Source organism: Bradyrhizobium sp. RDM12 (assembly GCF_051917485.1).
Lineage (GTDB): Bacteria > Pseudomonadota > Alphaproteobacteria > Rhizobiales > Xanthobacteraceae > Bradyrhizobium.
In genome coordinates this window covers 448,363-461,359 of record NZ_CM133064.1, presented here as the reverse complement: position 1 = coordinate 461,359, position 12,997 = coordinate 448,363, and the positions used below count along the sequence as shown (strand labels likewise).

The following is a 12,997-nucleotide window of genomic DNA, read 5'->3' as shown; positions in this document are numbered from 1 at the left end:
GCATAACCAATTTATGCGGCGACGACAGTCCCGCGCGGCGTCGCTGCCGTGCCGAGCAGTCGTGTCGCGTCGGTGAGATGCACGAGCTTGCCGGCAGCGATCGCCGCGACCAGCCGCGGCCGCTGCGATGTACTATCGTCGACCAGCAGGATGTCGGCGCGACGGCCTGCGGCGAGCGTGCCGCGATCGGTCAGGCCCGTGGCCTGCGCCGGTGCCGACGAGATCAGCTTCCAGGCCTCCGTCAGCGGCAGCACGCCGTCTGAAGCAAGCCGGAATGCAGCGAGCAGCGGCGCCGGATAGTAGTAGTCGGATGCCAGCACCGAGCAGAGCCCCTTCGCGATCATGTCCGAGGCCTTGGTCCAGCCGATGTGGCTGCCGCCGCGTACGACGTTCGGCGCGCCGTAGACGATGGCATCGCCATGATCTGCGGCCTCGCGCGCCGTCGCCTCGTTGATCGGAAATTCGGCGAGCGTCACGCCGAGACTGCGAAAGTTCCGGCGCATCGCCGGGCTCGCATCGTCATGCGAGAGCATCCGCACCTCGGCGCTGCGTGCCGCCGCAGCGAGCCGGGTGATCGACGCCGGAACGTCGGCAGCGCGCGAGACAATATGCGCGACGAGCCCGTCGAACTCCTCGCTCGACAGCCCGGTGCGCTCAACCATGCGGTTGCGCTTGCGCGGATTGGAGATGTCGGCAACGACCCCGTCCATGTGGTCGTTGAAGGCGAACAGGTCGACGCGGCCCTCTGCGAGCCACTGACCGATTTCGTCCTCGGCGTCGAGATTGTAGGTCTCGTGCCGCAGGTGGAAGCGGGTGTCGGCAGCAAACTGCGGACGCTGCCGCTCGATCGCCTCGAGCAGACGCCTTGCATTGTCGCCGCTGCGCAGGCCCGGCTCCCACGACCAGGTCGTGGCGTGGAACACCGTGGTGATGCCGTTGCTGATGACCTGGCGATCGGTGTCGGCGAGCGCGACATCGATCGGGAAGTCGACGCCGGTGCGCGGCATCATCTGCCGCTCAAAGGCATCGCCGTGCAGATCGACGATGCCGGGCAGAACCAGCAGGCTGCGCGCATCGATCGCCAGCCGCGCGTGACCGCGAGATGCATCGATCTGCACGATGTCGGTCCCCGATACTGCAAGGGAGGTTTCGGCGAGCTCGGAGCCCATCAGGGTCCGGCCGCCTTCGATGAAAATGTCTGTCACGCGATCGCGCTTCGCTTGCTGGAAGAGGCACTTGCCCCTGCTTCGTATGCCGTCAGGAAATCTTCAATCGCGAGCTTGCGGAAATCGGGCAGCGCTTCACGCAATTTGTCGTGATCCCAGTCCCACCATGCCAGCTTGGCAAGCCGTCCGGCAACCTCTTCCGAGAACCGGCGCCGCACGATCCGCGCCGGATTGCCGGCGACGATGGTATAGGCCGGCACGTCCTTGGTGACGATGGCGCCGGCCGCGATCACCGCACCGGTGCCGATGTTGCGGCCGGGCAGCACGATCGCGCCATGGCCGATCCAGACGTCATGGCCGATATGGACGTGATGCTGGCGTCGCCAGTCGAAGAATTCGGTATCGTCGCTCTCGCCCGGAAAGTAGGCGCTGGAGCGGTAGGTGAAGTGCGCCTGCGTGGCGCGATGCATCGGATGATTGCCGGGATTGATCCGCGTCATCGCCGCGATCGAGCAGAATTTTCCGATGGTCGTATAGGTGATCTGCGCGTCGTTGACGACGTAGGAGTAATCGCCCATCGCGACTTCATGCAGCATGGTGCGCGCGCCGACCTCGGTATAGGCGCCGAGCCAGGTCTCATGCAGTTTCGCCGAAGGATCGATAGTCGGTTGGACCGAAAGCACCTTGGCCATGCTGCATCCGAGGATTCGAGGGCGGGCGCTCGTCTTCGAGCGGCTTGATGACAACGTCATGACGATGAGATGACAGGGGATGAGGTGTGTAGCAACGCCGCACCGCAGCGCGCGTGTCACACAAGTGTCAAGCGCCGGCGATAGCGGTGGGTCCCAGCTACTCTGGAGCCCTGCATGCTGGTGGTTGAAGGTCTGACGTGCCGCTTCGGCGCAAAAGCCGCAGTCGACGACGCTTCGTTTCAAATCTCCCCCGGCGGCTTTGTCGGTGTCATCGGGCGCTCCGGCGCCGGCAAGTCGACCATGCTGCGCATGATCAATCGCCTGGCCAAGCCGACGCAAGGCCGCATCCTGTTTGACGGCCTCGATGTCACCGCGCTGCGCGGCAAGGAGCTGCGGCAGTGGCGGGCGCGCTCGGCGATGATCTTCCAGCAGTTCAATCTGGTCGGCCGCCTGGACGTTCTGACCAACGTCCTGATGGGACGCCTTGCGACGATGCCGGCCTGGCGCTCGCTCACGCAGACCTGGCCGGAGCAGGACAAGGCGCTGGCGATGTCGGCGCTCGAACAGTTCGACATCGCCTCGCTCGCCGCCCAGCGCGCCGACCAGCTCTCCGGCGGCCAGCAGCAGCGCGTCGCGATTGCGCGGGCGCTGGTGCAGCAGCCCGACATCATCCTCGCCGACGAGCCGATCGCCTCGCTCGATCCGCGCAACACCAAGATCGTCATGGATGCGCTGCTGCGTATCAACAAGCATTTTGGCATCACGGTGCTCTGCAATCTGCATTCGCTCGATCTGGCGCGCAGCTACTGCGATCGGCTGATCGGCATGGCCCAGGGGCGCGTGGTGTTCGACGGAGCCCCGGCTGAGTTGACCGATCAGGTTGCCCGCGAGCTGTACGATCTCGAGGCCGCCGAAATCATGGGCGGCACGCCTGCGTCGGCGCCCGTGGGCGTCCCCGCACTCGGAACGGCCGCGGCGGCCTGAGTCGCGCCGCCCCTGTTGAATTCTTTGTTTCGCGTCAACCGCACCCAACCGATGAAGAGGGTATCATGATCACTCGCAGACTCATTCTTGCCGGCGCCGCCGCGCTCGCGTTCACGACTTCGGCCTCCGCCGAGGACTGGAAAGCCAAATATCCCGAACTGACCTTTGCGGTCATTCCGGCGGAAAACGCCTCGGGCGTGACCGAGCGTTGGGCGCCGTTCATGAGCTATCTCTCGAGGGAACTGGGCGTGAAGGTCACGCTGCGCATCGCCAACGACTATGCGGCTGTCATCGAAGGCCAGCGCGCCGGCAACATTCACATCGCGAGCTACGGCTCGGCCTCGTTCGCCCGCGCCCGCCTGACCGGCGTCAAGACCGACGCCTTCGCCAACGACATCAATGCCGATGGCTCGACCGGCTATTACTCGGTGTTCTTCGTCAAGGCGAGTAGCCCCTACAAGAAGGTCGATGACCTCAAGGGCAAGAACCTCGGCCTCGTCGACCCGAACTCGACCTCGGGCAACAACGTGCCGCGCTTCGAGCTGGACAAGATGGGCATCCCCGACGCCGACACCTATTTCGGCAAGGTCGTATTCACCGGCAGCCATGAGAATGCGATCCTGGCGCTGGCGCAGGGCACGGTGGATGTCGCCGCCAACCAGTGGACCAGCGACGACGATTCGACGCTGGCGCAGATGCTGACCAAGGGCATGCTGAAGAATGCCGACGGCTCGCCGATGAAGAAGGACGATTTCCGCATCATCCACAAATCGGCGCCGATCATCAACGGCCCCTATGCCTATAACTCCGACCTGCCGGAAGAGGCCAAGGCGGCGATCGCGAAGGCGTTCTTCGACGCGCCGGTCAAGGACAAGGCCGCCTTCGATCGCCTCCAGGACGGCCAGAAGAAGGGCTTTCATCCCGCCACCACCAAGGACTGGGACGGCACGATCGAGCTGATCAAGTTCGTCGATGCACTGCGCAAGAAGAAGGCGTCCTGAGTTTCGGGACGAGCTACTTGAGCCGGGTCGATGGACCCGGCTCTTTCCCTTGACGGACCAGTTCCCATCCAATGACCGTCGCGGTTTCGATCCTCCCCGAGCAGCAGCTTGCTGCGCTGAACGCCGCCTACAACAAGGCGGTCCTGCGCAAGCGGCTTCGCCTCCTGTTGGGGGCCGCGATTTTCGCGACTGCGCTGCTGCTCGCTGCGATCGGCGCAGAAGTAAATTTGCGGACCCTGTTCACTTATTTCGGCAACTTCGTCAGCTATTTCGATCGCATCCTCACGCTCGATAGCGGCCAGCGGGTCTGGACCGATATCGGTGAATGGTTGTGGGGCTGGCGCAAATGGCTGAAGATGCTCGGTGAGACGCTGCTGATCAGCTATGTCGGCACGTTGATCGGCGCGGTGTTCGCTTTCGCCCTCAACTTCTTTGCCGCCGAAAACACCTCGCCCGGGCCATGGCTCCGCTTCGTGGTGCGGCGCCTGCTCGAATTCGCCCGTACCGTCCCCGGCATCGTCTTCGCGCTGATCTTCGTCATCGCCTTCGGCCTCGGGCCGATGGCCGGTGTGCTCGCGATTGCGATCCACTCCACCGGCGCTTTGGGGAAACTGTTCTCGGAAATCGTCGAGAATGCCGACATGAAGCCGGTCGAAGGCATCCGTTCGACCGGTGCGAGCTGGGTCTCCTGCATGCGGTTTGCGATTCTGCCGCAGGTGACGGCGGGCTATGCCAGTTACGCGCTGCTGCGTTTCGAGGTCAATGTCCGCGAAGCGTCGGTCATGGGCTTCGTCGGGGCCGGCGGCATCGGGCAGGAGCTCGTCGTCGCCATCCGCAAGTTCTATTATTCGGACGTCAGCGCGATCCTGCTCCTCATCATCGTCACCGTCTTCATCATCGACATCTCGACCGGCTGGCTGCGCGGCCGCCTGTTCGGCAAGGAGGCGCGGACGTGACGGGACCGCAGCAGGTCGATACCGCGGAGATCCGCGCGCGCTATCCTGATGTATTCGAGCGGCCGGCCGCAGCGCGGCTCGCTACGCCGGCCATGATTGTCGCAGTGATCGCCGTTTTTATCTATGGCCTAGTCGATCTCGATTTCTCGCCGTCGCGGCTCTTCAACGGCCTCAGCCAACTTGGCTGGATCAGCATGATGATGATCCCGCCAGATCCCGGCGCGTCGCTGCCGCTCTATCTGAAGGCGATGGGCGAAACACTGTCGATCGCGCTGCTCGGCACCACGCTGGCCGCGCTGTTCGCGCTTCCGGTCAGCCTGCTGGCCGCACGCAACGTCGTGCCGTCGATCATCCTGCGCTTTCCCGTGCGCCGCTTTCTCGATTCGATCCGCGGCGTCGATACGCTGATCTGGGCGCTGGTATGGATCAACGTCGTCGGGCTCGGGCCGTTTGCCGGCGTGCTGGCCATCGCCGTATCGGATTTCGGTGCCTTCGGAAAGCTGTTCTCGGAGGCGATCGAAGGTGCCGACCAGAAGCAGGTCGAGGGCATCCGTGCCTCCGGCGGCAGCGCGCTGCACGAGATCCGTTTCGGCCTGTTGCCGCAGGTGCTGCCCGTGATCGCGGGCCAGGTGCTCTATTTCATCGAATCCAACACGCGCTCGGCCACCATCATCGGCATCGTCGGCGCCGGTGGTATCGGCCTCCAGCTCGCCGAGCAGATCCGCGTGCTGGAATGGCAGAAGGTGTCGTTCCTGATCCTCATGATCCTGGTCGCGGTCGCCGCGATTGATTTCGTCTCGGGCAAGCTGCGGTTTGCAATTATTGGAAGGCGAGCCGTCGCCTGATTACAGCTGCAGTAGGGTGGGCAAAGCGTAGCTGCCCACCACTTCTGTTTGATATCGGGGAGAGATGGTGGGCACGGCGCAAGTGCGCCTTTGCCCACCCTACGAGTCCGGATTCGCGGAGACAGGATCACCCTCTACGACTCCACCAAAAACTCCACCCGCTCCGCCGCGAACCGCGAGTGCTTGGTCACCAGCGGCTTGCCGTCGAGATCGAGGTCGGTGGCATCGACCACCAGGATGGGCCGCCCCAACGGCAGATCGAGCCGCGCGGCGTCGGTGGCGTCGACGATACCGGCGGTAATCCGGGTGGCGCCGCGGCGATAATCGCGGATCCCGTAATGCTCGAGCATCTTCGTCATCGAGCGCGTCGCGCCGAACACGTCACCTGCACCGGGAAACAATTGCGCTGAGAGCCAAGTCGTGGAGACGCAGATCGGTGTGCGGTCGGCGAGCCGGATGGCTTCGATCCGGACCAGCGGTGCGCCGGTCTTCAATCCCAGTTCGCGCGCGAGCTCGCGGGTCGCGACATCGTTCGACGCCTCGATCATCCGGCCATGCGGCTCGCGATCATCGGCACCGACGATCTCGGAGAAGCGCGTGCGCGAGCGCAGCGGATAAGCGAGCTTCTGCGCTTCGACATAGGTTCCACTGCCGCGCTCGGCGCGCACGATGCCGCGCTCGGCAAGCGCTGCCAGCGCGCGCCGCACGGTGTGGCGATTGACGCGGTAGGTTTCGGCGATCTCCATCTCGCCCGGCAATTTGTCGCCTGCGGCAAAACGGCCGTCGGCGATGCCCCGCTCGATGCCGTCGGCAACGAGGCGCCATAGCGCGACGCCCGAAGAGGAGGTGTCCTGCATGCTCATGTCGGTGGCCAGCCTAGCTCGAAAATCACACGTCTGTCACGAAACAGTCATGGCGCTTCTGTATCAAGTTGTCTAGTATCATAGACAACTTGGATGCGACAAGTTCTGTCGAAGAGATCGGTGGATTCGGTGACCCAGCACAACACCCGGCAAGCCCAGCGCCAGGCCGCCATGGCCGTGCTGGCGCACGCGGAGGCGGGCGAGATCGCCGCCCGTCTCCGCAGGATCCCCTTGCCTGGCCATCAGGATTTGCGCGCGCCGGAGAACGGTCTGGTGATGCTGCGCGGCCGGGTCGGCGGCGACGGCGCGCCGTTCAATCTCGGCGAAGCGACGGTGTCACGCGCCGCGGTGCGGCTTGCGAGCGGCGAGGTCGGCTTCGGCTATACGCTCGGCCGCGACGGTGAGAAGGCGCGGCTGATCGCTCTGTGCGATGCGCTGGTGCAGTCGCGCGATTATGGCGCGGCGGTGCAGCGCGACGTTATCACGCCGTTGCGCGAGCAGCTTATGGTCAGGCGCAAGCAGGCGGCGGAAGAGACCGCTGCGACGAAGGTTGATTTCTACACCATGTTGCGCGGTGAGGGGTGAGATCATGACCACGATTGCGGAACTGCCGCCCGGTTTCGTCGACAAGGTGTTGTCGGCGCAATCGACGTTTCGCTCTGTGATGGATGCGATGGCGCGGCCGGGCTCGGTCCAGCGCATCGTCGCGATAGCGGGAACGCCTGCTACGATGACGCGCGGCACCGCCGCGATCGCGCTGACGCTGTTTGACCACGACACGCCGCTCTGGCTCGACGCGCGGATGTCGGAAAGCTCCGACGTGCTGAAATGGCTCAAGTTCCACACCGGCGCGCCGGTGGTGCGGGATTCCTCGATTGCGGCCTTTGCGCTGATCAGTGATGGCGGGGGGCTGCCTTCGCTCGAGCGTTTTGGGCTCGGCAGCAACGAATATCCGGATCGTTCGACCACGCTGATCATTCAGGTCGACAGCCTGGACGCAGGCCGCAGCTTCGAACTGCGCGGCCCCGGCATCGACGGTGTCGCAACGCTCAAGGCTTCGATCAAGCCGTTCGACCTGTTTGAACGCCTGCGTTTCAACGAGACGCTGTTTCCGCGCGGCATCGACGTGATTCTGGTCGCCGATGATGCCGTGGTGGCGATCCCGCGCACCACGCGTATCATGAGTGAGGGAGCCTGACGGATGTATGTCGCAGTCAAAGGCGGCGAACGCGCCATCGAGAACGCCCATCGCCTGCTCGCCAATGCGCGGCGCGGCGACCAAAGCGTTGCGGAAGTCTCGCTCGACCAGATCTCGGAACAGCTTGGGCTGGCCGTCGACCGCGTCATGAGCGAAGGTTCGCTCTATGACCGCGAGCTCGCAGCGCTGGCGATCAAGCAGGCGCGCGGCGACCTGATCGAGGCGATCTTCCTCGTTCGCGCCTTCCGCGCCACCCTGCAGCGTTTCGGCGCGAGTGAGCCGGTCGACACCGGCGCCATGCGGGTGCAGAGGCGGGTGTCCTCGACCTTCAAGGACATTCCCGGCGGCCAGATCCTCGGGCCCACCTTCGACTACACCCATCGCCTGCTCGATCCCTCGCTGGCAGAAGGCTTTGTGCCGGCGGCGCCGGCTGTAGCCGAAGCCTCGACAGCGCCGACGCCGCGCGTGACCGACATTCTGGGGCGCGAAGGGCTGATCGAGCCCTCGCCGCAGGCCGAAGACGGCGCCAGCGTCGGCGATCTCACCCGCGAGCCGCTGAACTTTCCTGCGGACCGCGATTTGCGCCTGCAGAATCTCGCGCGCGGCGACGAAGGTTTTCTGCTGGCTATGGGCTACTCCACCCAGCGCGGCTACGGTCGCAACCATCCCTTCGCCGGCGAGATCCGGTTCGGCGAGGTCGAGGTCGAGTTCGCTGCAGAGGACGTCGGCTTTGCCGTGCCGCTGGGCTCGATCGAGCTGACCGAGTGCCAGATGGTCAACCAGTTCAAGGGCTGGGCAACGGAAGCGCCGTGCTTCACTCGCGGCTATGGCCTCGCCTTCGGCCAGAGCGAGCGCAAGACCATGTCGATGGCGCTGGTCGACCGCGCGCTGCGCGCCCGCGAGCTCGGCGAAGAGGTCGGAGCCCCGGCGCAAGATGAAGAATTCGTGTTGTCGCATTCGGACAACGTCCAGGCGACCGGCTTCGTCGAGCATCTGAAGCTGCCGCATTATGTCGACTTCCAGTCCGAGCTCGGCCTGCTGCGCAAGCTGCGCAAGGAATTTGCCGAGGCGAATGCGCATGATGCCATGAAGGAGGCCGCGGAATGAAGGCGCCTGCCTACAATTTCGCCTATCTCGACGAGCAGACCAAGCGGATGATCCGCCGCGCGATCCTGAAGGCGATCGCGATCCCCGGCTATCAGGTGCCGTTCGCCAGCCGCGAGATGCCGATGCCCTATGGCTGGGGCACGGGCGGTGTGCAGGTGACCGCCGCGATCCTTGGGCCGCAGGATGTGCTGAAGGTGATTGACCAGGGCTCGGACGACACCACCAACGCGATCTCGATCCGCAAATTCTTCGCCAAAACGGCCGGTGTCGCCACGACGACCTCGACGGACGAGGCGACAGTGATCCAGACCCGCCACCGTATCCCGGAGACGTCGCTGCACGAAAACCAGGTGCTGGTCTATCAGGTGCCGATTCCGGAGCCGCTGCGCTTCCTCGAGCCGCGCGAGACCGAGACGCGCCGCATGCATGCGCTCGCTGAATATGGCCTGATGCATGTGAAGCTCTACGAGGACATCGCTCGCTTCGGCCATATCGCGACGGCCTACGCCTATCCGGTCAAGGTGAACGCGCGCTATGTGATGGATCCGTCGCCGACACCGAAGTTCGACAATCCCAAGATGGACAATTGCCCGGCGCTGCAATTGTTCGGCGCCGGCCGCGAGAAGCGCATCTATGCGATCCCGCCTTATACCCAGGTGGTGTCGCTCGACTTCGAGGACCACCCGTTCGAGCCCTACCGGTTCAACGCGCCTTGCGCGTTGTGCGGCGCTGAAAACTCCTACCTCGACGAGATCGTCACCGACGACAAGGGCAGCCGCATGTTCGTCTGCTCCGACACCGACTATTGCGAGGGCCGTCAGGCCGCCGGCAATCACGGCAGCCTGAGCGCTGCGCCATACAAGGAGAAGGCGCAGGAGGCCTCCAATGGCTGACCAGGATCTGCTCGAAACCGATCAGCCGCTGCTGGTCGCGGACTCCCTCAGCAAATCCTACGGCCGCATCGCCGCGTGCCGCGAGGTATCGTTCTCGCTCTATCCCGGCGAGGTGCTGGCGATCGTCGGCGAATCCGGCTCCGGCAAGTCGACGCTGCTGCAACTGCTGTCGGGCCAGCTCGCGGCCAGTGGTGGGCAGGTGTCCTATCGGATGCGCGACGGCGTCACCCGCGATCTCGCCGCGCTTGGCGAAGCCGAGCGGCGCCTGCTATTCCGCACCGATTGGGGTTTTGTGCACCAGGATCCGGCGCAGGGTCTGCGCATGGCCGTTTCGGCCGGGGCCAATGTCGGCGAGCGGCTGATGGCGGCGGGCTGGAACCACTACGGCCGGATTCGCGAGACCGCCTCCGACTGGCTGGCGCGGGTCGAGATCGACGCTGCGCGTATCGATGATGCGCCGCGCACGTATTCCGGCGGCATGCGCCAGCGCCTCCAGATCGCGCGCAACCTCGTCACCGGGCCGCGGCTGGTGTTCATGGACGAGCCGACCGGCGGCCTTGACGTCTCCGTGCAGGCCCGCCTGCTCGATCTCCTGCGCAATCTCGTCGCCGAATTGCATCTCGCCGTCGTCATCGTCACCCACGATCTCGCGGTCGCGCGCCTTCTGTCGCATCGCGTGATGGTGATGAAGGGCGGCCGCGTCATCGAAACCGGGCTGACCGACCAGGTGCTGGACGATCCGCGCGAGCCCTACACCCAGCTTCTCGTCTCCTCGATTCTGCCGCCATAAGCCTTCCAACGTGAGCCCTCCGATGACCGCCATGATCGACATTGCCGGCGCCAACAAGACCTTCACGATGCACCTGCAAGGCGGCATCGAATTGCCTGTCGTGCGCGGCGTGACCTTCCACGTCGATCCCGGCGAGTGCGTCGTGCTGTCAGGGCCATCAGGTGCCGGAAAATCCTCGATCCTGAAGATGATCTTCGGCAATTACCGTTGCGACTCCGGCCGGATCGGCATCCGCCATCGTGGCGCGCTGATCGATCTGGCCACAGCCGAGCCGCGGCAGGTCCTCAACGTCCGCCGCACCACCATCGGCTATGTCAGCCAGTTTCTGCGGGCAGTGCCCCGCGTTGCAACCATCGACGTGGTCGCCGAGCCGCTGATCGTCAACGGCATGACGCGCGCTGATGCGCAAGCGCGCGCCGGCGAACTCCTGCATCGCCTCAACATCCCCGAGCGGCTCTGGCAGCTTCCGCCCGCGACCTTCTCCGGCGGCGAGCAGCAGCGCGTCAACATCGCCCGCGGCTTCATCTCGGAGCTGCCGATCCTGCTGCTGGACGAGCCGACCGCCTCGCTCGATGCCGCCAACCGGGCCGTCGTCGTCGCGCTGGTCGCCGAGAAGAAGCGTCAGGGCGTCGCCATGGTCGCGATTGTGCATGACGACGAAATCCGCCATTTGATTGCCGACCGCATCGTCGACGTCACCAGCTTTGCCGCCGCGGCTTGAAGGAAGAGGGACATGAACGCCAAGCCGAAGGACATCCTGATCGCCAACGCCAGAATCGTGCTGGCTGACCGGGTGATCGAACAGGGCTGGCTTGCTCTCGCGGGCGGACGCATTGCCGAGATCGGCGAGGGCAGGGCGCCCATTGGCGCCGAGGATGCCGGCGGCGATCTCGTCATGCCTGGCCTGATCGAGCTCCACACCGACCATCTCGAAGCGCATTACGTGCCGCGCCCAAAAGTGTTCTGGAATCCTGTCGCGGCCGTGATTTCCTATGACGGCCAGCTCGCCACGTCGGGCATCACCACCGTTTTCGACTCGCTCCGGGTCTGGCGCGAGGACGGCGCCGAGGAGGTCGATGGTCGCGCCGGCGTGCTCGCCGCCGCGATCACGACCGCGCGTGACTCGAGCCTGCTGCGCGCCGACCACTTCCTGCATCTGCGCTGTGAAATCCCGATGCCGAGCGTGGTCGAGGAAGCCAGGAGCTGATCGGCCGTCCCGACGTCAAGCTGATGTCGCTGATGGACCACACGCCCGGCCAGCGCCAGTTCCGCGACGAGGTCAAACTGCGCGACTATTACCGCGGCAAGGGCGGCGGCAAGACCGATGCCGAGCTCGACGAGTTGTTCGCGAAGCGCTTCGAGTATCAGAAGACCTATGCCGCGACCAACATGCGCGAGATCGTCGCGCTGGCACATAAGTACAACATCCCGCTCGCGAGCCATGACGACACCACCGAGGAGAACGTCGCGGATGCCGTGCGTGACGGCGTCGCGGTGGCGGAGTTTCCGACCACGATCGAGGCCGCGCGCGGCCTGCATCAGGCTGGTATCGACATCCTGATGGGAGCGCCCAACGTCGTGCGCGGCGGCTCGCATTCGGGCAACATCGCCGCGGTGGATCTCGCCCGCGAAGGGCTGCTCGACATCCTGTCGTCGGACTACATTCCCTCCAGCCTGCTGATGGGCGCGCTGCAACTGCCCGAGCATGCGCGGTCGATCAGCCTGCCGGCGGCCATTTGCACCGTGACGAAGGCGCCCGCCGATGCCGTCGGCCTCACCGATCGCGGCGAGATCGCAATCGGCAAGCGCGCCGATCTGATCCGCGTCCATGTCGCGGGCAGCGTTCCCGTGGTTCGCAGCGTCTGGCGCGAAGGAAATCGCGTCGCATGAACGAGACCGCGAGCATGACCGGGAGCGAGGCAGGCGGGATCGGACCCGGGCGGCTGGTGCTCGTGGTCGGCCCGAGCGGCGCCGGCAAGGACACGCTGCTGCGGCTTGCGCAGGCGATCTGCGTTGACGATCGTGACGTCGTCTTTCCGCGCCGGATCGTGACGCGTGCGTCGTCCGCCGACGAGGACAATATTGCGGTGAGCCCCGACGAATTCCGCCGCGCTCGCGAGCACGGCGATTTCGCGGTGCATTGGGAGGCGCACGGGCATTCCTACGCGCTGTCGCGCGATATCAACGACGATATCCGCGCCCGCCGCGCCGTCGTCGTCAACGTCTCGCGCACGGTCATTGGCACGCTGCGCCAGGCCTATGCCAACCTCATCGTGGTCGCGATCACCGCGCCGCCGGACGTGCTGGCGCAGCGGCTCGCCGCACGCGCGCGGCACAGCGACGGCAATCTCGCCGACCGGCTCGCGCGCAGTGTCGATGATGCATCGGCACAAGCTGACGTCACCATCCTCAACGCCGGCAACGCCGACTATCACGGCCGCCAGCTCGTGCGCGTGATCAGGAACGAGTGCTGGCGCGAGTGACCGCCAGCGCAACAAGGAG

General features: G+C 65.2%; 14 protein-coding genes and 1 pseudogene. 12 read left to right on the top strand and 3 right to left on the bottom strand.

Annotated elements, in window-relative coordinates; genetic code table 11:
• Positions 1-11: 11 nt before the first annotated feature.
• Positions 12-1,205: an alpha-D-ribose 1-methylphosphonate 5-triphosphate diphosphatase gene (locus ACTGJ9_RS02265; RefSeq protein ID WP_456675741.1), complete on the bottom strand. Its 1,194-nt coding sequence runs from the start codon at positions 1,203-1,205 to the stop codon at positions 12-14.
• Positions 1,202-1,858 (bottom strand): chloramphenicol acetyltransferase, encoded by a 657-nt coding sequence (locus tag ACTGJ9_RS02260; RefSeq protein WP_456675740.1) that lies wholly within the window; start codon positions 1,856-1,858, stop codon positions 1,202-1,204. Before ACTGJ9_RS02260 ends, ACTGJ9_RS02265 begins: the two co-directional genes overlap by 4 nt.
• Before the next feature lie 174 nt (positions 1,859-2,032).
• Here ACTGJ9_RS02260 and phnC point away from each other — a divergent pair, with 174 nt between their 5' ends.
• The 4 genes from phnC to phnE (ACTGJ9_RS02240) all read left to right on the top strand — a co-directional run bounded on the left by phnC (position 2,033) and on the right by phnE (ACTGJ9_RS02240) (position 5,644).
• Positions 2,033-2,842, top strand: a complete 810-nt coding sequence (gene phnC / locus ACTGJ9_RS02255; protein ID WP_456675739.1) for a phosphonate ABC transporter ATP-binding protein — start codon at positions 2,033-2,035, stop codon at positions 2,840-2,842.
• Between the two features lie 65 nt (positions 2,843-2,907).
• Positions 2,908-3,843: a phosphonate ABC transporter substrate-binding protein gene (phnD, locus tag ACTGJ9_RS02250; protein ID WP_456675738.1), complete on the top strand. Its 936-nt coding sequence runs from the start codon at positions 2,908-2,910 to the stop codon at positions 3,841-3,843.
• Between the two features lie 71 nt (positions 3,844-3,914).
• A complete protein-coding gene (phnE, locus tag ACTGJ9_RS02245) occupies positions 3,915-4,799 on the top strand; it encodes a phosphonate ABC transporter, permease protein PhnE (RefSeq protein WP_456675737.1) in 885 nt (294 codons plus the stop codon).
• Positions 4,796-5,644: a phosphonate ABC transporter, permease protein PhnE gene (phnE, locus tag ACTGJ9_RS02240; protein WP_456675736.1), complete on the top strand. Its 849-nt coding sequence runs from the start codon at positions 4,796-4,798 to the stop codon at positions 5,642-5,644. Before phnE (ACTGJ9_RS02245) ends, phnE (ACTGJ9_RS02240) begins: the two co-directional genes overlap by 4 nt.
• A 134-nt stretch (positions 5,645-5,778) precedes the next feature.
• On the opposite strand, the gene phnF is transcribed toward phnE (ACTGJ9_RS02240), so the two are convergent.
• Positions 5,779-6,507 carry a phosphonate metabolism transcriptional regulator PhnF gene (gene phnF, locus ACTGJ9_RS02235; RefSeq protein ID WP_456675735.1) on the bottom strand — a complete coding sequence of 243 codons (729 nt, stop codon included), beginning with the start codon at positions 6,505-6,507 and terminating at the stop codon, positions 5,779-5,781.
• 120 nt (positions 6,508-6,627) lie between these two features.
• Between phnF and phnG the strand changes: the two genes are divergently transcribed.
• From phnG to phnN, 8 genes and pseudogenes are all read left to right on the top strand, one after another.
• Positions 6,628-7,092, top strand: a complete 465-nt coding sequence (phnG, locus tag ACTGJ9_RS02230; RefSeq protein WP_456675734.1) for a phosphonate C-P lyase system protein PhnG — start codon at positions 6,628-6,630, stop codon at positions 7,090-7,092.
• Between the two features lie 4 nt (positions 7,093-7,096).
• A complete protein-coding gene (gene phnH, locus ACTGJ9_RS02225) occupies positions 7,097-7,705 on the top strand; it encodes a phosphonate C-P lyase system protein PhnH (protein ID WP_456675733.1) in 609 nt (202 codons plus the stop codon).
• A 3-nt stretch (positions 7,706-7,708) separates the two neighbouring features.
• Entirely contained in the window at positions 7,709-8,812 is a 1,104-nt protein-coding gene (locus tag ACTGJ9_RS02220; RefSeq protein ID WP_456675732.1) for a carbon-phosphorus lyase complex subunit PhnI, read from the top strand.
• Positions 8,809-9,705, top strand: coding sequence for an alpha-D-ribose 1-methylphosphonate 5-phosphate C-P-lyase PhnJ (locus tag ACTGJ9_RS02215; RefSeq protein ID WP_456675731.1), 897 nt, complete (start codon positions 8,809-8,811; stop codon positions 9,703-9,705). Before ACTGJ9_RS02220 ends, ACTGJ9_RS02215 begins: the two co-directional genes overlap by 4 nt.
• A complete protein-coding gene (phnK, locus tag ACTGJ9_RS02210; RefSeq protein WP_456675730.1) occupies positions 9,698-10,495 on the top strand; it encodes a phosphonate C-P lyase system protein PhnK in 798 nt (265 codons plus the stop codon). Before ACTGJ9_RS02215 ends, phnK begins: the two co-directional genes overlap by 8 nt.
• Before the next feature lie 22 nt (positions 10,496-10,517).
• Positions 10,518-11,216, top strand: coding sequence for a phosphonate C-P lyase system protein PhnL (gene phnL / locus ACTGJ9_RS02205; protein WP_456675729.1), 699 nt, complete (start codon positions 10,518-10,520; stop codon positions 11,214-11,216).
• Between the two features lie 12 nt (positions 11,217-11,228).
• A pseudogene (locus ACTGJ9_RS02200) lies at positions 11,229-12,385 on the top strand (alpha-D-ribose 1-methylphosphonate 5-triphosphate diphosphatase).
• A complete protein-coding gene (phnN, locus tag ACTGJ9_RS02195; protein ID WP_456675728.1) occupies positions 12,382-12,978 on the top strand; it encodes a phosphonate metabolism protein/1,5-bisphosphokinase (PRPP-forming) PhnN in 597 nt (198 codons plus the stop codon). Before ACTGJ9_RS02200 ends, phnN begins: the two are co-directional and overlap by 4 nt.
• Positions 12,979-12,997 lie beyond the last annotated feature (19 nt).